Origin of the sequence: Paenisporosarcina sp. FSL H8-0542 (assembly GCF_038632915.1) — a bacterium.
GTDB lineage: Bacteria > Bacillota > Bacilli > Bacillales_A > Planococcaceae > Paenisporosarcina.
The window spans coordinates 3,541,747-3,566,664 of sequence record NZ_CP152050.1; the positions used below are offsets into that span (position 1 = coordinate 3,541,747).

Below are 24,918 nucleotides of genomic sequence, written 5' to 3' on the forward strand. Positions count from 1 at the left end.
CGGGTGCATTTTTTGAATTAGCCTATGACATGAACAACGAAATTCATCAGGAACAATCCTGCAATAACGTAAAGTGCCGGCGAGACTTCTCGCCATTTACCAATCGCAATTTTCAGGATTGGATACATGATGAAGCCGATTGCAATGCCATCAGCAATGCTATAAGTGAACGGAATCATTGCAATGATGAACAGTGCAGGGAAACTTTCGCTCAAGTCTTTCAACTCGAGATTGCGAATGTTCTGCAGCATCAAACTGCCGATAATGATTAGAATCGGTGCAATGGCGCTATCCGGAATCAGTTTGATAACCGGAATGAAAAACGCAGCCACTAAAAACAACAATCCTGCAGTCACGGTTGTCAGTCCTGTTCGACCACCCGCTACCATTCCGGCAGCACTTTCAACAGAAGCAACAGTCGGACTCGTACCGAAAATACCGGACATCATCGCAGACACTGAGTTTGCCTGAAACGCACGACTAAATCTGTCTGGACGGTTGATAAATCCAACGTGCCCATGGACTAGCCCAATGTTCTCAAAGACAATGACCATTGTCAGCGAAAATACTGCAATCCAGAATGTCATGGACAGGAAATTCTCAAATGATAGTGCACCAAATGCACCAAATGCGTCAGCCAAGCCTAAAGAGGCATTGTCTGTCTGATTGACATCAATCAATCCGAAGAAATACGCAATGATGGTTCCGGACACAATCGTGATGAGAAAATTCCCAGGTACGTTGCGGATGAACAACACGATTGCTACTAAAAACGTCAAGACAGTCGCAAGCACATGTGCTTCACCCAAAGACCCAAGTGCCAAAATGGAACTTGAGCCTTTTTCGACGATGCCGCCTTTTTCTAGACCAATTAGCATAAGGAACAATCCAAGACCGACAGTGATTGCTTCTTTGAGTGAATGCGGTACAGCAGCACTTAATATTCTCGAGAAAGGCGTAAATGCAATGAACACAAAAATGACGCCAGACACAAAAACAACAGCCAGTGCTTCCTGCCAGGAAAGACCCATTGATTGAACCATCGTATAGGAAAACAACGCATTGATTCCCATTCCTGGTACAAGCAAAATTGGCACATTCCCCCAGAAGCCCATAATCAGACATCCGAACACAGAAGCTGCAATCGTTGCAACAATCGCTGCTTCGAGCGGCATTCCCGCTTCAGACAAGATAAGTGCATTGACCGCAATGATGTAAACCACCGTAAAAAATCCGATGATTCCTGCCATTACTTCCCGCTTTACCGTCGTTCCGTTCGTTTTAAGACCGAAAAATCGGTCAAACCAATTAAACATGTTTTCAACCTTCTATAAAATTAGCCCTCTCCCAACCCGCTCTGCCTGATAAACAGGTAAGCCACTAAGGATTCTAATCATAAAAAGGTCATCTGTCAATCTTTTGAGGTCGTAGATGGGGATCTATTCGCGGTTTTGGAAGTTCTATTCGCGATTCTCGCCTTTCTATTCGCGATTTCAATCATTTCATAGTATTTCCACGTCCAAAACACACAAAAAGACGTCCCTTTGCCAGGCACGTCTTACGCTTTTTCTTCAAGGCTTCTTTTTCTCGTTGTCTTTTGATTTTTGGTTGATAACAAAATGTGTCAATGGATGGTCTGACCCTGTGAACAGTTTTGTTATATAAGAGGTTGTGTAGTTATACCCTGTGTCAATTTTTTCTGCTAAATAATTCGTTCGTTCGAAGAGGATGGATCGGAAATGATCAACTTGTCTTAAGATTTTTTCCGTCAGTGCTTCCTGGTTATCAAGCCGGCTCATTACTTCCGTATGAGTATTTTTTTGGGCATTCATTTGATGCGCCATCTGTTTTTGGAGAATCAATTGCTCATCAACCTTTTGTTCCAGTTGCTCATTTCTCAACCCTACTTTGTCTATCCGATACGCTACCTCTTGATTTGAAAGGCTTAGCTGGTTCATGTAATTCATTAAATCTTTGTTGCCTAACGTTTCATTTTCCAATGTTGTTTGTAAAGCTTCACTTTTTCCATCTAGTTTCTTCAACCAATCCAATACTTGATTTTCAACCTTTTCATGGTGGTAATTTACTTTCTTTTGTTCATTGAATCCATGTTGGAAAAACTTCCACTGATTGGTTTGTTTCGTAGCTTGATTTTCCAATAAATCTTTCAGTTCACTAAATGACTGATGCAATTTTTCACTTGTTTTTTGCTGTTCTTCCAACAAATCAGTTAAGTGATTCTGTTTGAAAAATGATTGATTGGGCTCTTGTATTTGCCCATGATTTTTATAAACATCCGGGTGCTTATCTGAATTAATAAATAATCCCATCGCTACTTACACCCCTTTCCTGCAATTCTTTTTCTATCTTATGCAACAAATGCCAGATTGGCATTCAGTTCGGAATTAAAGCCGATTTTTCAAGCAATCGAACGGAAAATTTTTTCTCCTTTTCGAATCTATCTGAAGACCTTCTTTCATACACTTACTAAGAAGTTTGATAGATAAAGGGGTTATGAATGATGAAATTAACATATCCGATGTTGTTCCTTGTTGTGCTTGTTTTCACTTTATTTTCTTTGCCAACTCCCAGTCTTGCTAAAGAAGATTCAAATCGGTACATCGCATTGCATGACCGTTTATTGGCGTTCGAAAAAGAAGAAGTCCGCCTAGAGAACGCACAAATACTGGTTCCATTCGAAAAAATGTCACGTTATTTGTATGCGGACATTCAAAAGTCAGACAAACAAATCACAATCACAAAAAATGATACGTCCATTTCTTATAATTTTCTAACCACTGAAACGACAGTCAATCAAGTGATTATTTCCGACAACGCGGTCCAAATGATCGACGATATTCTGTACATTCCAGTTCGCTTGTTAGGAGAATCCACAGATTTCAAAGTTGATTACTTATCCGACATCTTAACAGTAAGACTTTATACGGATCGATACCCCCATCTGAGCCATCCGCAGTTTATTCAACAAATAAAGAAGAAACGTAACGAAACTGCATCACCGAAACCAACTCCACCTGCTGAGCCTGGAAAGCCAATTGTTTATTTGACCTTTGACGATGGACCGAATCGCTATACATCCGAGCATTTAAAAATCATGAGAAATTATAATGTAAAGGGCACGTTCTTTTTCGTTGGAAATCAGATTTCAAGTTTCAAATCATTGACTCAGCAAACTTATAATGAAGGTCACACCCTCGCTCTTCACAGCATGACGCATGACCGTAAGAGCGTTTATGCATCCGCACCAGCGTTCATAGGTGAAATGAAGAAAGAAACGGAAATGATTCAATCGCTGACTGGGTTCAAGCCTACGTTGGTTCGTACCCCCTATGGAAGTAAGCCCTACGTAACGTCTGCCATGCGTAGTTTACTGAAAAAGGAAGGCTACAAAATGTGGGATTGGGATGTCGATACATTGGATTGGAAAATATCAGAAGCCAATTTCCAACAAATTATCACGAGTGTTAAAAAGGGTGTGGAAGAAGCCATTCGGGCCAAGGATCAACACATTGTGGTATTACTCCATGATCGTGTACAAACCACAAAAGCTTTACCTGGAATCATTGCCTGGCTAATCGAACAAGGGTATTCAATTCAGCCATATAAGTCGGAGTTGCACGTTTCACAAAATTTTTGGCATGATAATGAGCTTTAGAGGAACCAATTTTTAATAAGCCCATTGAAGACATTTCTTAATTTTTTTATCAAACATCGTTTTAATTCAATCCATATAAAAAAGGGAGTAGCGTTTAATCTACTCCCTTCAAAAATTGCTTATATACCCCCTAAGTATGCCAATTTGATTTGCTCACTTGCTTGTAACTCTGCAGCTGGCCCTGAAACGACCACGCGTCCAGTTTCAATTACGTAGCCTCGGTTTGCAATGGATAAGGCAACGTTGGCATTCTGTTCAACTAATAATATCGTCGTACCTTCGCGATTGATTTCTTCAATAATTTGAAAAATAGTCTTTACCATAAGCGGTGCCAGGCCCATGGATGGTTCATCAAGCAAAAGAAGTTTTGGTTTTGCCATGATGGCTCTTCCCATCGCTAACATTTGTTGCTCCCCACCCGAAAGTGTGCCCGACATCTGTTTTCTTCGCTCAAATAATCGAGGGAAAAGTTCATACACCTTATCAAAATCTTTGCTTATTTCTTTTGAATCTTTTCGTAGATAAGCCCCTAACTCCAAATTTTCCAGAACGGTCATATTCGAAAAAACACGTCTTCCTTCTGGAACATGAGAAATTCCGGCTTTAACAATGCCTTGAGCTGGTTTACCTGCGATTGAAGAATTCATGTAATTAATGATTCCTGATTTGGGCTTAAGTAATCCTGAAACCGTTTTTAGTAGAGTGCTTTTTCCCGCTCCATTTGCTCCGATTAACGTTACAATTTCACCTTCGTTGACTTCAAGTGAAATTCCTTTTAGTGCCTGTATATTTCCATAGTAAACATCCAATTGATCTACTTTAAGTAAAGTCATTTCGGAACCTCCTCTCCTAAATAGGCCTCAATCACTTTAGGATGGTTACGGATGTATTCAGGTGTGCCATCAGCTATCAATACCCCATGGTCTAACACATAAATTCTTTCACAGATACCCATAACCAAGTTCATATCATGCTCAATTAATAAAATCGTTAAATTGAACTTTTCTCGAACAAATGCGATTAATGACATTAAATCGTGTGTTTCTTTATGATTCATACCCGCTGCAGGTTCGTCTAACAATAATAATTGAGGTCCCGCTGCTAAAGCACGGGCAATTTCCAATCTTCTTTGCTTACCATAAGGAAGATTCTTGGCAATCTCATCTTTGTATTGGTCCAATTCGAAAAGCTTGAGAAACTCTAAAGATTTCTCTTCCATTTCTTTTTCACCAGAAAAGTGAGAAGGCAAACGCAAAATCGAGCTAAACATCGAATGCTTCGCTAATGAATGATAAGCAACTTTCACATTATCTAAAACAGATAATTCATTAAAAAGTCGGATATTTTGAAACGTACGACTAATTCCCCCACGGGTTACTTGATATGGCGCCAGTCCATTCAAACGTTTTCCGTTGAATACAATCTCACCTTCTGTTGGTACATACACGCCAGTTAATAAGTTAAAGCTAGTTGTCTTTCCAGCACCATTAGGTCCTATAAGACCAATTAACTCTCCCTGATGGATTTCTAAGTTAAAATCAGAGACAGCCTTAAGTCCACCAAAATGAATGCCAACATTTTGCACCTGAAGTAAAGGTTTACTTACCATATTGGTTGTCTCCTTTCGAACTTTTCCATGATTTAAAATAATCAGTTATTTCGCGTGTTCCCATTAATCCTTTAGGTCGGTATAACATGACAATGATTAAAATAAGACTATAGATAATCATACGTGTTTCGGGATAACTTTGAAGAAAAGTCGATACAATCGTTAACAGCACGGCTGCAATAACTGCTCCAGATAAACTTCCTAATCCACCTAACACAACGTATATTAAAATATCAAATGATTTTAAAAACGTGAAGTTTGTAGGTTGAATAATATAAAAATTATGAGCATATAAAGCACCTGCAACCCCTGCAAAAAACGACCCTATAACAAAGGCTGTCACTTTGTAATAAGTTGTATTTATTCCCATAGCATCTGCAGCAATCTCGTTTTCTCGTATAGAGATACATGCGCGTCCATGTCTGGAATTAGTAAAGTTCACAATCACAATAATCGTAATTACTAAACAGACGAAAGAAGTTGTCCATGTAGTTAATTGATCAACTTGCATACCTGCTGCCCCACCGACATAGTCAATGTTAAGAAAGACAATCCGAATAATTTCTCCAAATCCTAATGTGGCAATTGCCAAGTAATCACCCTTTAATCGTAAAGAAGGAATTCCAACGAGCATTCCGGCTAACGCAGCAACCAAACCAGCCATGACGATTGCAAGAGCAAAAGGTAGCTGAAGTTTCATTGTTACAATAGCTGATATGTATGCCCCAATTGCCATGAATCCCGCATGACCAATTGAAAATTGTCCCGTAACCCCAATTACTAAATGTAAGCTTACGGCTAATATTATATTGATGATAATAAAGATGAGTGTGTTTGAATAAAACAGATCCAAAACTCCACCGGTGATGAGAAATTGGATAACTCCATAAATCACTACCGATAAAATGATAAATAACCAGAATCCCTTTATCTTTTTCATATGTGCCTTCACCTACACTTTCTCTCGTGTATTTTTCCCAAAGATGCCATTCGGTCTGAAAATTAGAATTAAAATTAGAATGATGAAAGCTGCCGCATCTCTCCATAATGAGAACCCTAAGCCACTTACCACCGTTTCAACAACTCCAAGGACAAGACCTCCGACCATTGCTCCTGGAATAATACCAATACCACCTAGAACGGCAGCAACAAAAGCTTTCAACCCTGGAATAACTCCCATTAATGGTTCGATCTTTGTATAATACACGCCAAAAATAACACCAGCGGCTCCAGCTAAAGCTGAACCAATCGCAAAGGTAGCTGAAATCGTATTATCAACATTTATACCCATCAATTTTGCTGCGTCTACATCATGTGAAACGGCCCGCATTGCTTTACCAATTTTTGTTTTATGTACGATTAATTGCAAAATAATCATAAGTATCACTGATACAGAAAGGATTAAAATAGACTGACTGCTAATTTGAGCCCCGAATAAATCAAAAGAAATATTAGGCACTACATCTGGATATGCTTCCGGTTGAGCACCTCTAACATATATGACACCGTATTCAATAAGAAGTGAAACCCCAATTGCGGTAATTAAGGCGGCTATGCGAGTTGCATTTCGAAGTCGTTTATAGGCAATTCTTTCAATGAGGACACCAAATGCTGCACATGCAACCATTGACAATAATAATGCTGGGAAAAATCCAAGTCCAAACGCGGTAATTGAATAAAACCCAATAAAAGAACCTACCATGAATACGTCCCCGTGGGCGAAGTTGATTAATTTAATAATTCCATAAACCATCGTGTAGCCGAGTGCGATTAACGCATAGATGCTGCCGAGTGATATTCCGTTAATAATCTGTTGAATCCATTCCATGTATTCTCACTCCCTTATAAATTCTCAACATCTTAATAAAAACAAGATGAGAGGATGGTTGTTCCATCCTCCCATCTCAAGTTAAATCATTAAGGATTTACTTTTGTATTAAAGACTTGTTTGCCATCTTTGTATTCCAAAATTGTTGCAGACTTGATTGGATTATGTTGCTCATCAATTGTTACATTTCCAGTAACTAAAGATAAATCTTTCGTTGCTGCTAGTTCATCTTTAATCTTAGTTGTATCTAAATCTCCTGCACGTTCAATTGCGTCTGCTAACAAATAGACAGAATCATAACCAAGTGCGTTAAATGCGTCAGGTGATGCGCCGTCATATTTATCAGAGAAGCTCTTAACGAATTTTTGAATTTTCTCATCTGGATCTTCAGAAGAATAGTGATTTGTAATAAATGTATTATTAAGTGCTTCTGCACCTGCTAATTCAACTAACTTCGGAGAATCCCAACCATCAGCACCCATTAGAGGAACATCAATGCCCATTTCTCGAGCTTGTTTTACAATCAAACCAACTTCTTCATAATAACCAGGAATAAAAATGAAGTCTGGTTTTGCTGATTTAATACGCGTTAATGTCGAGCGGAAATCTGTATCTTTCGCAACGTACGCTTCTTCAGCTACAATTTTCCCACCAGCTTCTCCAAACGTTTCTTTGAAAGATTTTGCAAGCCCTTTTGCGTAGTCACTTGAACTATCAGAAAAGATAGCTACGTTTTTAATTTTCAACTCATTTGCTGCAAAGTTAGCTGCCACTGTTCCTTGGAATGGGTCGATGAACGAAGTTCGGAAAGCAAACTCGTTTACACTACCATCTTCATTAACAGTTACGTTTGGACTTGTACCAGAAGGTGTCAGTAGAATTGTTTTATTCTTATTCGCAATTTGTGCTTGTGCAACTGTATTACCGCTTGTAGCTGCACCAATAATTGCAGTAACTTTGTCCTTGCTTGTTAATCTAATGGCCCCACTTGTTGCTTCTGAACCCTCGGATTTATTATCCACTTTAATAATTTCAATTTCTTTACCGTCGACTCCACCGGCTTTGTTAATTTCTTCAACAGCAAGGTCGATTCCTTTTGAGATTGAAGAACCAAAAGAAGCAACACCGCCAGAAAGCTCTAAGTTCGCACCAATTTTAATGGTGTCTCCGTTAGCTGAACCCCCACCTTCTGCTCCGCAACCAGTTAAAATACCAGCTAGTAATGTAGAAACCACAGCCAATTTCGTAAACTTTCTCTTTATCATACGCAATCCCCTTTTTGATAATTCTGAAAACTTAATTCACAAAATGTTTATGTGAGTTTAGTAGTTAGATATTATCATTATTTTATAGTAAGCAATTTGATTGTAAAACAAGATATCCGTTTAGTCTATATTATTTTTTGTTAATTTAGATATTTCGGAATATTAATTAACATAATATAATGATTTTTAAAATTGTATATTGTATAAGTGTGCCTTTTATTAATATTATTAATCGAAAATAAATAGTTAGAATACTCTTTTTTTATTTCTTCTCATTTATATTTATCCGAAACCTAAAGCTGAATCAAAACGTATAGATGGAATAATAGGGAAAAAATGTTATTACTACGATAATTTATTCTGATACTTCAAAATGATTAGGAGTGAGGTTTTGAAAAAGTTTATCACTTTAAGCGTAACTATTTTAATTATTGGGAGTTTGCATGGAATTACTGCTTTTATATTTGACTCTAATTTTGTTGATATCGCCATTCCCTTCGGGTTAGCAGCTATATTCTTGGCATACATTTTTACAAACAAGGGCGGGGCCTTAAGTCGTCAGATGGATATGCAGATTCAAGGAGAAACCGGAATTCGAATGGCCACGACAAAAAAAGTGACCAGTCAATCATTTGTCTTCCTCGGATCAATTGTGTATTTTTCTCTGGCTCTATTACTTACACTTTATATTTATAAAGATTATTTCATTGATTAATAAGGAACTTAAAGGAGGTTTTTATGAGAAGTTTTGCAGTCATATCATTAAAATTTGTGCTGGGCATCCATACTGACTACCCCTCGAATAAATAGGCTTGAAACAGTATCTATGAAAAACCGAAGATAGGAAAACAAACGCCTGATACAAAAAGCTTTATTCGGTTAGGTGATGTGAAATAATCGTTGTATGGTCTTCTTTAGTCTTAGGCTCTGTTGAACATCGATATTGATAATTAAGCAAATTAAAAAGGACTCAATTGCAGTCCTTTTTTGTGTTTTTATTAATATTTGACCATGCATGCAGTAAGTATGTAAAAGATTTTTAACGGTTATTTCAGCAAGGATAGTGATACAACTATTTATTTAGGGATCACGGGAACCCACAGTTCATGTCTTGGTTTATGTTTTGGTCCGTAATAACATTCGATACATGGTAAATTAGCAAGTTCATAACCCGAAGTTGGAACCCATTCGGAATATAAACGTTTCCATGCATCTGGAATGTTCGGGAAAACTGCCCATGTACTTTGAGGAATAACGAGAGTTTCCATTCCACTTGGTGCCTCACCGTCGTATCGTACACCCATAAAGTATGTAAAATCTTCGTCTGTTATGGCAGCTTCTTTTCCACAAACCCCTAAAAGGCTTTCGAGTGTGCATTTTGGATTTTCCCATGACATATCAATTAGTTCCTGCCTAAATCCAACTTTTTTTGCACTGCCCCAAAGCATAGGAATAATTTTAAAAGCCCTGCTTGTTTTTACTGACTTACCCTTTCCCACAATTCTCATTTCAAAATCAGGATTTTCAATTCTGTACTCCATTTCCGTGTCCCCTTAATTGAAATTTGATTTCATTAACCAAAAAACTAAAATTCTATTTCCTTTATCACTCTTGCCGGGTTTCCACCTACAATCACATTTTCTGGAACATCTTTCGTCACGACTGCCCCGGAAGCAATGACAACATTATCACCAATCGTTATACCTGGATTGATGATTGCACGCCCACCGATCCAAACGTTGTCACCGATTGTAATAGATTTTCCGTATTCGTGCATCGTGTTCCGTTCTGCCGGATGAATCGGGTGGGTAGCCGTATACAAATGGACGCCAGGTCCCATAAAGCAATTGTCTCCTATACGTACTTCACACACATCGAGAATGACGCAATCGAAGTTAGCGAAAAAGTTCTCTCCTACGTGGATGTTGTATCCGTAATCGCATCGGAATGTGGGTTCAACGTATAAGCTTTTACCCGTTGAGCCATACAAATTCTTCAGCATCTTCACTCTCTTGTCCGTCTCATATTCAAGTGTATCGTTAAATAATCTGGTTTTAAGTCGGGCTGTCCCCCGTTCGATTGTCAGTTCCGGATCTGCGGGATTGTACATATCACCAGCAAGCATTTTCTCTTTTTCAGTAGCCAAATGGTGTACCTCTTTTCTATCGCAACTTTTATAAATCGAATCTTTTTCTAATTAACTCCGCAGTTTCAGCTGCAGTCAAATGCGTATTGTTAACTTTTATGTAGTTTTCCTTCTTAATTTCCCCATCGATTGAGTTAAGCCTAAATTTATTAGCTACGCTTTTCAGATGTGCCTCTGACCATGATATGTCTCGTTTGGTTGGTTTGTGTTCCAGGCGATGAGGGGATTTATTCCGTTCAAGTCTTTCATCCATATCAGCCTGCAACTCAACGATATAGACTATCGATCCTTTTGATTCAAAAATTCGACTTATTTTCTCGACATAATCCCAGTCGACTTGCACGTCGAAACGCCACACAAACGTAAAAATCACACCATACATCTCACTTACCGCAAACTCCTCGAACATTTGCTGACGGAATGATTTAACCAACCGATTTCCCGCTTCGGTGCCGTAATCAAAAAATGGATGGACGAGCTCGATGGTCAGATGATTATGAAACAGCTTTAAGTCCGTTATCTTTTCCAGTTCATGCCCGACTGTCATCTTCCCGACAGCCTGGGGTCCCACGATGATGACAAATTTCATATTTTTCTTTCCTTTCCTGTTTTTACTTTGATAACAGAATTTCGCTACAAAGCCAATAAGTGTGGTGCCTGACACCCTTACTCAGCTTTCAAAATAATACCCATCTGTTCTCATCTAACCAAAGGCTTTGAAGATGTTTTTGGGAAGATGAGTGCCCAACCGATGACGACAGCTCCCAGTAGAAGAATAAAATAGATGGGTAATACGTAAGGGACCTTCAATGCTAAGTGATGAGCTCCGTAAAAGAGTCCAGTGACTAAAGCGAGCAATAAAGTTTTGGCGGATTTGGCTTCTTTAATGAATTTGAACGACTTAGAAAACGGATGAATCTCATTGTCGAGCAGTTTGTAGGTCACGAGAGTCTGTACGATACCAGCTAGGAAGATAATGACCAACTGCGGCAGGAGACTGACCGAAAACAACCAAGTAAAACCGATGCTGACGACAAGGAAGATTGGCATATACAGTTTCACGATGAACGATTTTAGTGTCGCGCTATATGTTGACGTAATCTGCTCAAGGGGAGTGGTCTTGAATATCCAGCTTGCTTTGTCGTTTCCTGAGTATTGGAGCATTTGAATGACTGCAGGTATCATAAAATTACAGAAGTAAATTGATAAGTATCCGTTCCCACTTGAAACTTCGTCCATGGAACTAAAGCGGGTTTGATTCACCACGAATAGGAAGGGGATGAAAAGTGACAAGGCCAAACTCGGATAAACCTTCAGTTTGAATTCCCTGTCCTTCTCCATCATCAATCCTGCAAAACGGAACATCGCTCGTTCTTCATTTGTTCGACATAGAATCTTTGCCCACAATTCGTTAACACCACTCCATCTCTTCTTGCTTTTGCTTGAGTGAGTCAGCAACTTTTGCAAATTCCGTTCGAATGAAGGCATCATCTTCACGTAAACAATCAATGAAATGACTGGAACCAGTAAGGCTAGGATGGATAATCCAATCAATGGCGTGGAAAAATCCCCGCGCAACAACAGTTCGAATGGGGCACCGAACCAGAAGGCAGGAACAAAGAGATGCCACCAGTCGAATTGATAACTAAATCCTGACATGGTGAACTCAACTGACCTCCCAATAAGTTGGTACCCCAAGAAGATACCGATGCTCAAGATGATTTGGACATAGTTGATGATGTCTTTAAGACGCTCGCCATCAAAAAATTTCAACACCAACAAATACAACAGGGCAGTTAGCACTACAACGAACAGGCTAACAAAAATTAATACCCCCACAAACAACAGGGCAAATAAGGGACCTTGGCTGAACAAACTGACAACTACTGGAATAGCAACAAAAGCACAGGTAATTGACACCATATAAATTAGCACATGAATGGTCTTGGCAGCCTGGATGGTCCGATTGTCAACCGGTCGGCTATTCAACATGGTTTTATCCCTTAAATCCAACAAAACGGTTGAAAAGTCGGTGATCATGGTGGTCATTAGGATGAAGATGATGATGCCGAAGACCAGGCTTAATTGAATCATATAGTTTTCACCAAGCAGGATGAAGGGAATCAATATCAACCCGTAGAGTGCATAAATGCCCAATGATTTCAGGAAGTGATTTTCTCCTTCTTCTGGATTGGCTCCATCGAAAATGGTTGGTACACGACGGTCATCCATCGTAAGCTTCAATTGAAGAATTTTTCGCATGACGTCGTAATCAATACCTACTGCTATGAACAATTTACGAAATGCATCCAGCATTCTCAGTGAGCGAAAATTATCCATTCTGCTCTCCCCCCGCCATTGTCGTGACAAGGCGTAAGGCAATATTCCGATGTTCATTAAAACCCGTCAATTGATTGAAAATGTCTTCTAGAGACCCTTGTTCACTTTGCATGACCAACTCCTCGAACGTTCCATCTGCTACAATCTCACCTTCCACTAGAAGGATGATTCGAGTACTAATTTTTTCGACGACATCCATGATGTGGGACGAATAGAAGATGGTTTTGCCTGCAGCTGCAAGCAATGTGATCATTTCCTTGACGACCATCATGCTGTTTGCATCAAGCCCGCTCAGCGGTTCATCGAAAAATAATAAATCCGGGTCATGTAACAAGCTTGAGATAATCAAGACTTTTTGTTTCATTCCCTTCGAAAAGGAAGAAATGCGGCTGTCATACACTTTCTCCAGTCCGAAATCCCTCAGCAAGTCGAGTGCTTTGTGCTCTGCTTCTTTTCGATCAAGCCCATAAAGCTCACCTGTGAACGTCAAATATTCCCGTGGCGTTAAGGTCTCATACAGTTCCGCATTTTCAGGAACATAGCCAATTTTTTTCTTATATGTAATGTCACCGTCAGTAATATCCTGACCGAAAATCTCCACTTTTCCCTTGTATCCATTAATCAGGCCCAGCATGATTTTAACGGTGGTACTTTTCCCTGCTCCATTCGGCCCAATATAGCCAATGATTTGACCTCGGTAAACGTCCAAATTGATTCCTTTTAAGACGGATTTATTTCCGTAATTCATCTTCAAATCGGTAAGTGACAACATCTTTTCTCTTGATCCATTCATGTTAATTCCCCCTATTACCAGTTTAACACGTTTCCAACATTTGGATATACCTATACAATTCTTTTAATGCTGTAATACATGGATACACTCTTGCATTAATTATTCAAACTGAGTAAAAGGCAAAAGTGCAACATGTCGACAAAGGTTAAGCTACACCTGCCATCAAATGTGACGTGTGTAAAATGAAAAAGGAGCATACTTTCCATTGTGGAAGTACACCCCTATTTGTATACCTATGGCAGTACTGTTGTTCCCATCAAGTAGCGATCACATTCCCTCGCTACCTCACGCCCTTCGTTAATGGCCCATACAATCAAGCTTTGCCCGCGACGCATATCACCTGCAGAAAAAACACCTTCTACATTTGTTGCATACTTGCCGTATTCCGCTTTGACCGTAGAGTTTCGGTTTGTTTCAACATTCAATTGCTGAAGAAGTCCTTGCTCCGGACCATTAAACCCTATGGCAAGCAAAACAAGATCAGCTGGCCATACTTTCTCGGTCCCGGGAATTACTTCGCGGACACGGTTTCCATTTTCATCGATGCGGAGTTTTACATTAATAGTATGAACTTCTTTGACGTGACCATCTTCGTTCCCTACAAAATGTGTGGTTTGAACGGCATAGGCGCGTGGGTCTTCTCCAAATTTACTGGCCGCCTCTTTTTGGCCATACTCCATACGATGGATGATGGGATATTGTGGCCAAGGATTGCCCAACTCGTCACGCACCGCACCTTTTTTATCGTAAATATCAAACTGCGTTAAACTTTTGCAATCATGACGAACGGCTGTCGCCAGACAATCTGTCCCTGTATCGCCACCCCCAATTACAACGACATCTTTGCCTTCCGCTGAAAGGAAATTGCCATCTTGAAGATTTGAATCCAACAAACTTTTAGTATTGGCATGAAGGAAGTCCATGGCGAAATGAATACCACTTAATTCTCGCCCCTCCACTTGGATGTCACGATGAACCGTTGCCCCTCCACATAAAATGGTCGCATCAAACTCGGTTTGCAGTTTTTCAGCAGGGTAGTTCTTTCCAACTTCTGTTTTGGTAATGAACATAATGCCTTCTTTAATCAATAAGGCAACCCGTCGTTCCACCATTTCGTATGGCAATTTCATTTCAGGAATTCCATACGTCAACAATCCGCCTACGCGATCGTTACGTTCGAAAACCGTTACCCAGTGCCCTGCTTTATTTAATTGCGCTGCCGCAGCAAGACCAGCTGGTCCAGATCCGATGACCGCTACTTTTTTTCCTGTACGTTTTTCGGGAGGCTCGGGAACGACCCAACCTTCTTCAAAACCTCTTTCGATAATGGTACGTTCTACGGTACGAATGGCAACAGGAGGTTCGTTTATTCCAAGGACACACGCACCTTCACATGGAGCGGGACAAGCAGTGCCTGTAAATTCAGGGAAGTTGTTCATTTCATGTTCACGATTCAAGGCTTCCTGCCATTGTCCCTGATAGACAAGGTCATTCCATTCAGGAATTAAATGATATACCGGACAACCGGATGTCACCCCGTTGATTTCAGTTCCTGTATGGCATGTAGGCACTCCGCAATCCATGCAGCGTGCTGCTTGTATCTGCACTTCCTGTTCCGTCATCGGTGCAGTATAATCCTGCCAATCCTTTACGCGATGTTGCGGTTCACGTTCTCGTTGCGAATGACGCTCATACTCCATAAATCCAGTTGGCTTTCCCATCGTATCCCTCCTTTTCGCCAGATTATTTTTCCGCTCTTACTTTTTTACTTTCCTCAAATGCAGTCATTTGTGCATCGAATACCGTTAAGCCACTATCGTGAAGCTCTTTGATTCGATCGTTTATCGTTAAATAGGATTTCGGAATAACTCGCACAAATTGTGATGAGTATTTCTCCCAGTAAGTTAAAATGCGTTTGCCTAGTCCACTGCTTGTATACTCCACATGCTTTTCAATCATAGAGAAGACCTCATTCAACTCTTCTTTATTTTCAATTGGCTGGATATGAACGAGCTCCGCATTGCACTTGGATAGGAATGTTCCATCTTCGTCAAAGACATACGCTACACCACCAGACATCCCTGCAGCGAAATTGCGTCCGGTTGAGCCAAGAACGACCACTTTTCCACCCGTCATATATTCACAGCCATGATCGCCAACTCCCTCTACCACTACGTTGGCACCACTATTACGGACACAGAAACGCTCTCCAGCGACTCCTTGGATATATGCCTCACCGGCTGAAGCCCCGTAGAAAGCAACGTTACCGATGATAATATTTTTCTCGGGTGGGAATGTGACCACTGGATCGGGATGAACGATGATTTTGCCGCCAGACAATCCTTTTCCAACAAAGTCATTCGAATCTCCAACGAGTCGAAGCGTTATTCCCCGGGGAATAAATGCACCAAAGCTTTGACCTGCAGATCCTTTTAACGTCAGACGAATGGTATCCTCAGGTAGTCCTTTTTCACCGTATCTTCGCGTGATTTCACTTCCTAGCATCGTACCTGTTACCCGGTTAATATTTCGTATAGCTGTTGTAAATTCAATTGGTTGTTGTTTTTCGATGGCATTTCGACAAATCGGTATCAGCTCCTGGAAATCGAGCGTTTTCTCTAAATCATGGTCTTGGTCTACTGTGTGATAGCGACCTACTTTTGCTGGCAGATTAGGTGAGTAAAGGAGTGCAGACAAGTCGATGTCTTTCGCTTTCCAATGGTCAATCGCTTCGTTTACTTCAAGTGCATCTGTGCGTCCCACCATTTCGTTGATTGTTCTGAAACCAAGTTCAGCCATCAGCTCTCTCGTTTCAGTGGCAACAAAACGCATAAAGTTCGCGACATGTTCAGCATCCCCCGTAAATTTCTTACGCAGTTCAGGATTTTGCGTCGCAATTCCTACTGGACATGTATCCATATGACATACGCGCATCATGACACAGCCGAGGACTACAAGGGGAGCGGTCGAGAATCCATACTCTTCTGCTCCGAGGAGTGTGGCCAATACTACATCTCTTCCGGTCATCATTTTCCCGTCTGTTTCCACAACGATTCGATCCCGAAGTCCATTTAGCAGCAAGGTCTGGTGCGTTTCAGCTAAACCGATTTCCCATGGCAGCCCTGTATGTTTCAGACTCGTACGAGGTGCCGCCCCCGTACCGCCATCATATCCACTGATTAATACTAGGTCTGCTCTTCCTTTTGCGACACCAGCGGCAATTGTTCCCACCCCAACAGCGGATACCAATTTAACGCTGATACGTGCTTGTGGATTAGCATTTTTCAAATTATGAATAAGCTCGGCTAAATCCTCAATGGAATATATATCGTGATGCGGTGGAGGTGAAATGAGTTCAACCCCAGGCGTAGAGCCACGGACTTCTGCAATCCACGGATATACTTTCTTGCCAGGTAAATGCCCACCTTCACCTGGTTTTGCCCCTTGAGCCACTTTGATTTGTATTTCATCAGCATTGACAAGGTAATGGCTCGTCACCCCAAATCGGCCTGATGCTACTTGTTTAATTGAACTTCGTCTGGAATCTCCATTTGAATCAGGTGTGTAACGGTCGATATCTTCCCCGCCTTCACCTGTGTTACTTCTTCCGCCTACGCGGTTCATGGCAATCGCCAATGCTTCATGTGCTTCTTTCGAAATGGATCCATACGACATGGCACCCGTTTTAAAGCGTCGACAAATTGCCTCAACGGATTCTACCTCTTCAATCGGCACGGACTGTACTTTCTTGAATTTTAAAAGTCCACGCAATGATTGTAAGTTGGTTGTTTCATCAGTTAACAATTTCGTGTACTTTTTGAACAAGTCATAGTTATTTGTACGGCAAGCATGTTGCAGCGTGTGGATGGTACTTGGATTGTATTGATGGTCTTCACCGTTCGCACGGTATTGGAATTCATCACCAGCCTCCAGAGCCTGATTGTTCCCACGATTTTCGCCAAATGCCATTTCATGTCGCATAAGCACTTCTTTTTCAATCATTTGGATGCCGATTCCACCAAGCCGTGAAGATGTTCGTGTGAAATACTTCTCGATGACATCCATGTGAATGCCAACCGCTTCAAAAATTTGAGCACCACGATAACTTTGAATCGTAGAAATCCCCATTTTGGAAAGGACTTTAATGACTCCGTCTGTTACTGAATGGATATAGTTAGCTACTGCCTGGTCAAAGGACTCCATGGCGATTTCACCTTTATCCATCAGGTTTCGTACTGAATCAAATGCTAAATATGGATTGATACCTTCAGCCCCGTAACCGAGTAAGGTAGCAAAATGATGCACTTCTCTCGGTTCTCCTGACTCTATTAAAATACTAATTTTTGTACGCGTACCTTGGCGAATGAGATGATGATGCAACCCCGATACCGCAAGTAGGGCCGGAATGGCTGCATATTTTTCCGACGTGCCACGATCGGATAGAATCAACAACGTATGTCCTGCTTGAACTGCCTGGTCAGCTTTAACAAACAATGCGTCGAGTGCTTTTTCTAAATTGCATTCGTTTCTTTCGCTTGATGTTGCGTCAAACAGCGTCGAGAATGTAATGGATTTTAAGCCTTCCATTTGTTGCGCTCTTAGTTTTTGGAGTTGTTGATTTGTCAGGACCGGTGTTTTCAAACGAATATGCCTACAGCTCTCTGGACCTGGTTTTACCAAGTTCCCTTCAGCACCTATCGTGGTATCGACCATCGTCACGATTTTTTCGCGAATGGCATCTATGGGTGGATTTGTTACTTGAGCAAAGAGCTGCTTAAAGTAGTTATAGAGTAATTGTGGTTTTTTCGATAAAACGGCTAGTGGGGAATCATAGCCCATGGAACCGACTGGATCTTTGCCTTCCATTACGAGGGGCTTAATGATTTTATTGAGTTCTTCTCTTGTATAGCCAAATACAAGCTGTTGTTTTAACAGTTCTTCTCCCATGTACACGGGTGGTTGTTCCACTGCTTCAGGTAAATCCTCTAAATCTTTCATATTTTTCAGCCACTCTTTATATGGCTGTTCAGAAGCAATTTGTAGTTTAATTTCTTCATCCGGAATGATTGTTCCTTTTTCCAAATCAACCAAAAGAATTTTACCAGGTGCAAGTCTTCCCTTGTATTCGATATCATCGGCGAAAATATCCAATGCGCCAACTTCGGAGCCCAGGACAATCATGCCACCCTTAGTTACATAATAACGGGCAGGTCTCAGTCCATTTCGATCAAGACACGCACAGATTTGGTTGCCATCTGTAAATACCAGTGCAGCCGGGCCATCCCATGGTTCCATCAATGTACTGTGGTATTCGTAAAAATCACGTTTTTCTTCTTTGATGGTCTGATCATTCGACCAAGGTTCGGGTACCATCATCATAGCTGTATGGGCCAAGGAACGTCCTGATAGATGTAAAAATTCAAAGCAATTATCAAACATCGACGAATCACTGCCGTCAGCATCGATGACAGGTAATACTTTTAACAAATCTTCCTGACTGAAAAACTCCGATTCGCATAGCTGCTCACGTGCTCGCATCCAGTTGACATTGCCTCTTAATGTATTAAATTCACCATTGTGGATGGTATATCGATTCGGGTGAGATCTCTTCCAGCTCGGGAAGGTATTTGTACTAAAGCGGGAATGAACAAGTGCTAAAGCGGATTTAAATTCTGGATGATTTAAGTCGATGTAAAACGAATCAAGTTGTTCGGGGATCAGCATGCCTTTGTAGACTATAGTGCGCGTCGATAAACTACAAATGTAAACATCCTCAAAGCCCTTCACACTTGCTAACTCTTTTTCAATTCGTTTGCGAATCACATAAAGCTTTCGTTCAAAATCCATTTGATCTTTAATATCTTCAGATACTTGAATAAATAATTGCCTAATGGCAGGTTTGGTTTTTGTCGCTACTTTCCCTACAAATGAGTCGTTGATTGGAACAGGACGCCATCCCAGAAACAGTTGACCTTCTTCAGCAATAATCTGCTCAAAAACTTCTTTGCTTTTCATGCGCAAATCGTGATCTTTAGGTAAATAAACCATGCCAACACCATATTCGCCTTCTCTAGGCAACACGATGTTCTCCTTCTCACATTGTTTTTTAAAAAAACGATGGGGAATCTGCGTTAATATCCCAGCTCCGTCTCCTGTACTCGTGTCAGCGGATTGCCCACCGCGATGCTCCATATTGCAAAGCATGTTGATGGCATTCTGTACGATACCATGTGTCTTTCTACCGTTGATATTGGCAAGCATCCCAATCCCGCAAGCTTCGTGCTCTTGCTCGGGATCGTATAAACCTTGAGGTGCGGGATATCCAAACTTCGTCATGATAACATCTCCTTTCTATTAATGCTGAAAGATGTTCACTCTTTTCATGAAGGGGTTCTTCACTATATGCACACTTTCAATTTTGGAAAGTATATCACAAAACAGCGTTAACACACAATTCCAATAATATTATTTATTCACTTTCTTTAATAAATATAAATGAAAACGCTATCGTTTTCTGTTCTTTTTTTATTATATGCACCATAAATGCATACATACTCGCGTTTTGCATTATCTAATGTTCCATTGTATTTTTTCTTCTAAACATTCTTATTCATCTTCAACAACTCGATTTATGAATTAGGAGTTTAGATAGGAGAAGTTGGGTAAACTATACATATGTAAATTTCTAAAGGAGGTTAATCATGAAAACGAAAGCTAAATTTCTAGCCATGCCACTGGCAGCTGCATTATTATTAGGTGCTTGCGGTGAGGATGATAAAGCGGATGAAATTGAAGTCGAGGACCCGATGTTAGAAGACAACGGGGAAAACGATATAGGTGGATGACTTAGTCATCTAAACGAAGAGATTGAGATCTCTTCGTTTTTTTGTTATTTAAACAAATTAGCATTCCCTCAAAAAAACCCTAAGAAATTTGCACTGATCTAAAAAAGAGGTTAAAAAAACCGCAGGCACGAACGCCAACGGTTTCATAAATAGGTTTGTTGCCACAATAGCGGTTTCACTTTCCCAGTTCAATGAATAGATATCCAATCTGTCTTGGGGATTTAGCCAAATAAAAGTGATACACTGTCAGGCTCTTTTATAATGAAGGAATAATAATTGAAAAACATGTTCCCTTCCCTTTTTCACTTTTTATTTCTATATCCCCGTTTAATTCTTTAATAATACTATATGCAATCATAGTGCCGAGCCCAGTCCCCTCTTCTTTTAATGAATAAAACGGCATGGCGATTCGCTTTACCTCCTCAGGAGACATTCCAATACCAGAATCGATAATCTCAATTACAATACTATTCTTTCTCTTTTTTACATTAATTCGTAGCATCCCGCCATTTGCCATGGCTTCAATCCCGTTTTTTATTATGTTAATTAAACACTGTTTAATTTTATCGGCATTTGCATTTATAGAAAGTGAATCATTAATACTGCTTTTGATTTCAATATTATGTAAGCTTGCTAGCGGTGAAATATTATTTATTACTTGATTGACAATTAGCCTAATATCTAACGAGTCTTTTATAACATTATTTTGTGGTTTTCCTAATGATAAATAATCGTTAATAATGAGCTGTGCCTTTTCTAACTCCTGCTGAATGACTTGTAAATACTCATCCTTATGTGTTTCCGAGATTTCATTTTTATGAACCAACTGTATAAATCCAGATATAGTTGTTAGTGGATTTCGAATCTCGTGAGCAAAAGAGGCGGCCAATTCACTTATTACATAAAATTTTTCTGCCCTTTGAATTTTTTCTTTCATTTTATACTTTTCAATCATTCCTTCAATTAAATAAATAGAAAATAATCCCGTAAGGATATTGATTACTATATAACTGCATAAAAATTGTATACGAACAGAGCCGGCCGTTCCATCTATTTTTATTTCGGTCATTATAGCAAAAACAGAAAAAGTAATAGTGCTAATAAGAATTAGCAGTGTGCCGAAGAATTTTCTCCTTTTCTCTAACTTTGCCGGTTTAACAAAATAAACTATTACAATAATAGAAACGAACAAAATAACCATAATAATAAATGATGGGAAAAAGCCGTTTCCTCCTAAGTAAAAACGGTAAGAAAGATATACAAAGGTGACAAAAATAAAGCTTCTTAAACCTCCATATAGAAAAGCTAAAAGGATAGGAATAAGCCGTAAATCATAAATATATCCCAAATGAAAACTAAAGGGGAACGTTATACAAAGAACGGTAGAAATTGATGAAAGAAAGGAAATCAATACCTTATTACGTACTTTATTACTATCTTTATCTAACCAAAATATTTGATAGCAAAAAATACAAAGGATAATAATGAATGCATTTAATAACAGTGTATGTATCCACATGCTCTATCCCCTTCTTTCCATTAAAATAAATGTCTATTAAGTATAATTAACAAAATATTATTATGATTATACATGATTTTACCCAGATGAAAAGTATGAATATTGCGAAATTTATATTAAATTTTTTTAAAAAATTATGAAAGGAGGAAATAAATAAATTCGTAAGTAGGGGGCTGGACAGTTTAGTTCACGGGATCGTCGTCCCACGCACCCGTACGTCCTACCCTGGCTACTGATATCTTAAATCCTATAAAAATAAGGTCAACCAGTAAAAACTGGTTGACCTTATAATACGAACGTACCCGTTAGGATAATAAGTTATTTATTAAATTCTTCTAATTCCTTTTCTATTTCTTCGTTAGAATACTCATACTCAGCTTCATTGTCCTTATTTCCACCACCAGAAAAAAACAATGCAAGACCTATTACAAAAACAATTATAACTAAAACCACAGTCATAGTAGGCGGATCTCCACCATCTGTCCTAGAATTTTGTGAAATAATGGCACCCTCGCCGTAGGCTCTGATTTTGACGCTGGTCATGATAAAAAATTGCCGTACGGTATGCAACACCACGGTCGTTGAACTGACCTTCCGCATCGGTTGGATTGATTTGTTTCCAAAACAAATCAATCCAATTTTCGTATGAGAAGACAGTTGGATTATATGTTATTTATACCGCTGCATAATGACCAGTTGTGTGCATGTGCACGTCTTCATATGTAGGGTTCTAAACGGTGCCACCTGTATAACCTGAGACCACATCAAGAATACCCGGCTGCTCATCAAATGGCGACATCATGCACCAGAAACACCCACCGCAAACGTTACGAGATTCGTATGTTAGTCTCTATTTGTTTAATTGGGGACGTAAGGATTGTTCCCAAATCGCCCGGTAATCCAAGTCGACGATCGGTTCGTCCTTAATTAGACGATTGCGGATACCGACTACGAGCTCATTTACACGTTCATTATTGGCTAGGTCAACCTTCTTGTGGAAAACGCCATACAATGTATAGTCGCGCATCTTCAAGAATAAAGGCAAACGCTCAATCCATTCTAGCGGTATGGCTCTTACATTCATATAACCTTTCAGGAAATGGGTCAATACTTCAGTCCCAAAAGCTGAACGTGTTTCAAGCGATTCTTCTCCGTACTTCCACCATGTTGTGTAATAGACCGGTATGGCAATATCGCTAACAAAATAAAAATACATAGCATCATCGAAATCAAATACGTGAATATCGCCATCATGGTAGAAGAAGTTGCCAGGATGTATGTCCGAGTGAATCAAGCCAAATGTTTCCTTTGTTTGTGGCAATTGTTGAATCTCCGCTACAAGATTGCGATTGCCTTCAACAATTGCTTGATCTTTTACGGGATCAATATATTTGTCGAGCTCAATTAAATCATCCTGTTCCCAACTTAAACGCTCTGTCCCCGACGCTTCATAATCTTCGGTGACTAAGTGCATTTTCGCTGTAATAGTTCCCCATTTTTCAAAAAGTTCCGGCCCGAAATGAGGATCCTTCATTTTAACTGAAGTTCCAGGTGCCTTATCAAACAAGCAGACATAGAAATAAGAATCTCCAACCGATAATTCTTCGACGAGTTCACCATTTACTGACTTATGTACAAGTGACACGTTGATTCCGTGCCCGTTCAGAAAGTTAATCCACGTCAGTTCGCCTTCTACTTCCGATTTTGAACGATGCGAGGAGTGTGTCAGCCTTAATATAAATGGTTTGCCATCCCGTTTTACTTCATATACATAATTCTCGAAATCCCCTAGCTTCTTGGCGTCCGTTGCATCCGCTCCGTATCGTGTTGCCGCATCCTCCAAAACCTCTTTTGTAAAAAGATTTTCCACCCATTGTTCCATAATTTATTCCCCCGTTAATCTTTATTTATTGTTGTGATGAACCATCACAATAGCCATTCATGAATTTTCAGGATACATGTTTTGTAAAAATATGATGGATTGATGGATCAACTCTTTCATTACGTCCACATCAATATCGTCTAGTTTATTAATATACACGCAGGCTTTTCCTGACGTGTGTTTGCCAAACTTTTCGAGCAGCTGCTTACGTTCGGTATCACCCGTCGCAAAGTACAAGCTGATTTTCGCTTTGCGTGGTGAAAATCCTACGAGAGGGGCATCACCTTCATGTCCTGTCGGATATTTATAATGGTATCTACCGAATCCAATTATGCTCGGTCCCCACATTTTCGCCTCATAGCCTGAAGTTTCTGTGAAGATGTCGAGCAATTTGTATGCATCTTCCCGCTTTTTCGGATGATCCACTCCTTCAATGAACTCAATTACACTGCGATCAGTTTCCTTCGTTTTCAATTCATATGTCATCTGTTCGTCCTTCCTTTTCACTAAAAACATGTGCCGTCAAATCTGGTTATGTACTTCCTTTTCGATTTTACAAGTATGAAATCCTTTATTTTTGAAACATACCTTTCAGAAAGCTGACAAAAGATTTCATCTTATTGTATTTTCACGAAAACCTTTGCTACTAGAATTTCAAATGCTCTGAAGCTGGATATGGGTTATACTTTTTAATATTAAAGTGTTGAATCTTTTCTGAGATTCACCGAATTCGGCAAAGGAAGGATGATGTTGAAATGGAAGATAAAAAAAATCCGAACGACAAAGGATTAAGATTACTGTTAATTGGGCCGAACATTCTTATGTGGGTGTTATTTTTAGGACTGTTATTGTGGTTTGGACTACATTTGGAAGAAATCAAAGAAAACAATCGCTTAATTGTTTATTTAATTTTGCTTGGCGCACTGTTATTCGTTTCGATATTTGGTGCCTTTCGTAATTGGCTTTGGATTAAAGAAGGCAAAATGTAAGGTTTTCTGTTCAAACGATAGAAAAT

At 39.8% G+C, this 24,918-nt stretch carries 21 protein-coding genes and 2 pseudogenes; 4 read left to right on the forward strand and 19 right to left on the reverse strand.

Annotated features, from left to right (window positions below; translation table 11 throughout):
• Nucleotides 1–17: 17 nt before the first annotated feature.
• Both MHH33_RS17715 and MHH33_RS17720 read right to left on the reverse strand, forming a co-directional pair.
• Complete coding sequence (locus MHH33_RS17715; protein WP_016428849.1) at nucleotides 18–1,316, reverse strand: NCS2 family permease; 1,299 nt, start codon at nucleotides 1,314–1,316, stop codon at nucleotides 18–20.
• Nucleotides 1,317–1,571: 255 nt separating this feature from the next.
• Entirely contained in the window at nucleotides 1,572–2,330 is a 759-nt protein-coding gene (locus MHH33_RS17720) for a hypothetical protein (RefSeq protein WP_342542554.1), read from the reverse strand.
• Between the two features lie 188 nt (nucleotides 2,331–2,518).
• Between MHH33_RS17720 and MHH33_RS17725 the strand changes: the two genes are divergently transcribed.
• Nucleotides 2,519–3,676, forward strand: coding sequence for a polysaccharide deacetylase family protein (locus MHH33_RS17725; protein WP_342542555.1), 1,158 nt, complete (start codon nucleotides 2,519–2,521; stop codon nucleotides 3,674–3,676).
• A 119-nt stretch (nucleotides 3,677–3,795) separates the two neighbouring features.
• Here MHH33_RS17725 and MHH33_RS17730 read toward each other — a convergent pair whose 3' ends face one another.
• The 5 genes from MHH33_RS17730 to MHH33_RS17750 all read right to left on the reverse strand — a co-directional run bounded on the left by MHH33_RS17730 (nucleotide 3,796) and on the right by MHH33_RS17750 (nucleotide 8,378).
• Nucleotides 3,796–4,509 (reverse strand): ABC transporter ATP-binding protein, encoded by a 714-nt coding sequence (locus MHH33_RS17730; protein WP_342542556.1) that lies wholly within the window; start codon nucleotides 4,507–4,509, stop codon nucleotides 3,796–3,798.
• A complete protein-coding gene (locus MHH33_RS17735; protein WP_016428853.1) occupies nucleotides 4,506–5,285 on the reverse strand; it encodes an ABC transporter ATP-binding protein in 780 nt (259 codons plus the stop codon). The genes MHH33_RS17730 and MHH33_RS17735 overlap by 4 nt, the downstream gene beginning before the upstream one ends.
• The gene (locus MHH33_RS17740) at nucleotides 5,275–6,225 is read right to left on the reverse strand and encodes a branched-chain amino acid ABC transporter permease (protein ID WP_342542557.1); all 951 of its coding nucleotides are present in this window, start codon (nucleotides 6,223–6,225) and stop codon (nucleotides 5,275–5,277) included. Before MHH33_RS17740 ends, MHH33_RS17735 begins: the two co-directional genes overlap by 11 nt.
• 12 nt (nucleotides 6,226–6,237) lie before the next feature.
• The gene (locus MHH33_RS17745) at nucleotides 6,238–7,113 is read right to left on the reverse strand and encodes a branched-chain amino acid ABC transporter permease (protein ID WP_016428855.1); all 876 of its coding nucleotides are present in this window, start codon (nucleotides 7,111–7,113) and stop codon (nucleotides 6,238–6,240) included.
• An 89-nt stretch (nucleotides 7,114–7,202) separates the two neighbouring features.
• Complete coding sequence (locus MHH33_RS17750; protein ID WP_016428856.1) at nucleotides 7,203–8,378, reverse strand: ABC transporter substrate-binding protein; 1,176 nt, start codon at nucleotides 8,376–8,378, stop codon at nucleotides 7,203–7,205.
• Nucleotides 8,379–8,769: 391 nt separating this feature from the next.
• Between MHH33_RS17750 and MHH33_RS17755 the strand changes: the two genes are divergently transcribed.
• Entirely contained in the window at nucleotides 8,770–9,093 is a 324-nt protein-coding gene (locus MHH33_RS17755) for a hypothetical protein (RefSeq protein ID WP_016428857.1), read from the forward strand.
• A 361-nt stretch (nucleotides 9,094–9,454) separates the two neighbouring features.
• Here the strand turns inward: MHH33_RS17755 and MHH33_RS17760 are convergent.
• The 7 genes and pseudogenes from MHH33_RS17760 to gltB all read right to left on the reverse strand — a co-directional run.
• Nucleotides 9,455–9,931: pseudogene (locus MHH33_RS17760) on the reverse strand (GyrI-like domain-containing protein); the annotation flags it as partial.
• A gap of 32 nt (nucleotides 9,932–9,963) precedes the next feature.
• Nucleotides 9,964–10,524 (reverse strand): sugar O-acetyltransferase, encoded by a 561-nt coding sequence (locus MHH33_RS17765; protein ID WP_342542558.1) that lies wholly within the window; start codon nucleotides 10,522–10,524, stop codon nucleotides 9,964–9,966.
• A gap of 28 nt (nucleotides 10,525–10,552) precedes the next feature.
• On the reverse strand, nucleotides 10,553–11,113 hold the full coding sequence (locus tag MHH33_RS17770) for an AAA family ATPase (RefSeq protein WP_016428861.1): 561 nt from the start codon (nucleotides 11,111–11,113) through the stop codon (nucleotides 10,553–10,555).
• Nucleotides 11,114–11,223: 110 nt separating this feature from the next.
• Entirely contained in the window at nucleotides 11,224–12,864 is a 1,641-nt protein-coding gene (locus MHH33_RS17775; RefSeq protein WP_342542559.1) for a hypothetical protein, read from the reverse strand.
• On the reverse strand, nucleotides 12,857–13,657 hold the full coding sequence (locus tag MHH33_RS17780; protein ID WP_342542560.1) for an ABC transporter ATP-binding protein: 801 nt from the start codon (nucleotides 13,655–13,657) through the stop codon (nucleotides 12,857–12,859). The genes MHH33_RS17775 and MHH33_RS17780 overlap by 8 nt, the downstream gene beginning before the upstream one ends.
• A 233-nt stretch (nucleotides 13,658–13,890) precedes the next feature.
• The gene (locus MHH33_RS17785; RefSeq protein ID WP_342542561.1) at nucleotides 13,891–15,378 is read right to left on the reverse strand and encodes a glutamate synthase subunit beta; all 1,488 of its coding nucleotides are present in this window, start codon (nucleotides 15,376–15,378) and stop codon (nucleotides 13,891–13,893) included.
• Between the two features lie 22 nt (nucleotides 15,379–15,400).
• Nucleotides 15,401–19,993 carry a glutamate synthase large subunit gene (gene gltB / locus MHH33_RS17790; protein ID WP_342542562.1) on the reverse strand — a complete coding sequence of 1,531 codons (4,593 nt, stop codon included), beginning with the start codon at nucleotides 19,991–19,993 and terminating at the stop codon, nucleotides 15,401–15,403.
• Nucleotides 19,994–20,358: 365 nt separating this feature from the next.
• Here gltB and MHH33_RS17795 point away from each other — a divergent pair, with 365 nt between their 5' ends.
• Nucleotides 20,359–20,502 (forward strand): hypothetical protein, encoded by a 144-nt coding sequence (locus MHH33_RS17795; RefSeq protein WP_016428866.1) that lies wholly within the window; start codon nucleotides 20,359–20,361, stop codon nucleotides 20,500–20,502.
• A gap of 256 nt (nucleotides 20,503–20,758) precedes the next feature.
• Here the strand turns inward: MHH33_RS17795 and MHH33_RS17800 are convergent, their stop codons facing one another.
• The 5 genes and pseudogenes from MHH33_RS17800 to MHH33_RS17820 all read right to left on the reverse strand — a co-directional run bounded on the left by MHH33_RS17800 (nucleotide 20,759) and on the right by MHH33_RS17820 (nucleotide 24,389).
• Nucleotides 20,759–22,021: an ATP-binding protein gene (locus tag MHH33_RS17800; RefSeq protein WP_342542563.1), complete on the reverse strand. Its 1,263-nt coding sequence runs from the start codon at nucleotides 22,019–22,021 to the stop codon at nucleotides 20,759–20,761.
• Nucleotides 22,022–22,339: 318 nt separating this feature from the next.
• Complete coding sequence (locus tag MHH33_RS17805; RefSeq protein WP_342543802.1) at nucleotides 22,340–22,564, reverse strand: hypothetical protein; 225 nt, start codon at nucleotides 22,562–22,564, stop codon at nucleotides 22,340–22,342.
• Nucleotides 22,551–22,823, reverse strand: a pseudogene (locus MHH33_RS17810) (peptide-methionine (S)-S-oxide reductase); the annotation flags it as partial. The gene MHH33_RS17805 and the pseudogene MHH33_RS17810, both read right to left, overlap by 14 nt.
• Before the next feature lie 48 nt (nucleotides 22,824–22,871).
• On the reverse strand, nucleotides 22,872–23,903 hold the full coding sequence (locus MHH33_RS17815; RefSeq protein ID WP_342542564.1) for a phosphotransferase: 1,032 nt from the start codon (nucleotides 23,901–23,903) through the stop codon (nucleotides 22,872–22,874).
• Nucleotides 23,904–23,960: 57 nt separating this feature from the next.
• Nucleotides 23,961–24,389, reverse strand: a complete 429-nt coding sequence (locus MHH33_RS17820; protein WP_342543800.1) for a DUF1801 domain-containing protein — start codon at nucleotides 24,387–24,389, stop codon at nucleotides 23,961–23,963.
• Between the two features lie 269 nt (nucleotides 24,390–24,658).
• On the opposite strand from MHH33_RS17820, the gene MHH33_RS17825 reads away from it, so the two are divergent.
• Nucleotides 24,659–24,892 carry a hypothetical protein gene (locus MHH33_RS17825; RefSeq protein WP_342542565.1) on the forward strand — a complete coding sequence of 78 codons (234 nt, stop codon included), beginning with the start codon at nucleotides 24,659–24,661 and terminating at the stop codon, nucleotides 24,890–24,892.
• Nucleotides 24,893–24,918: the final 26 nt, after the last annotated feature.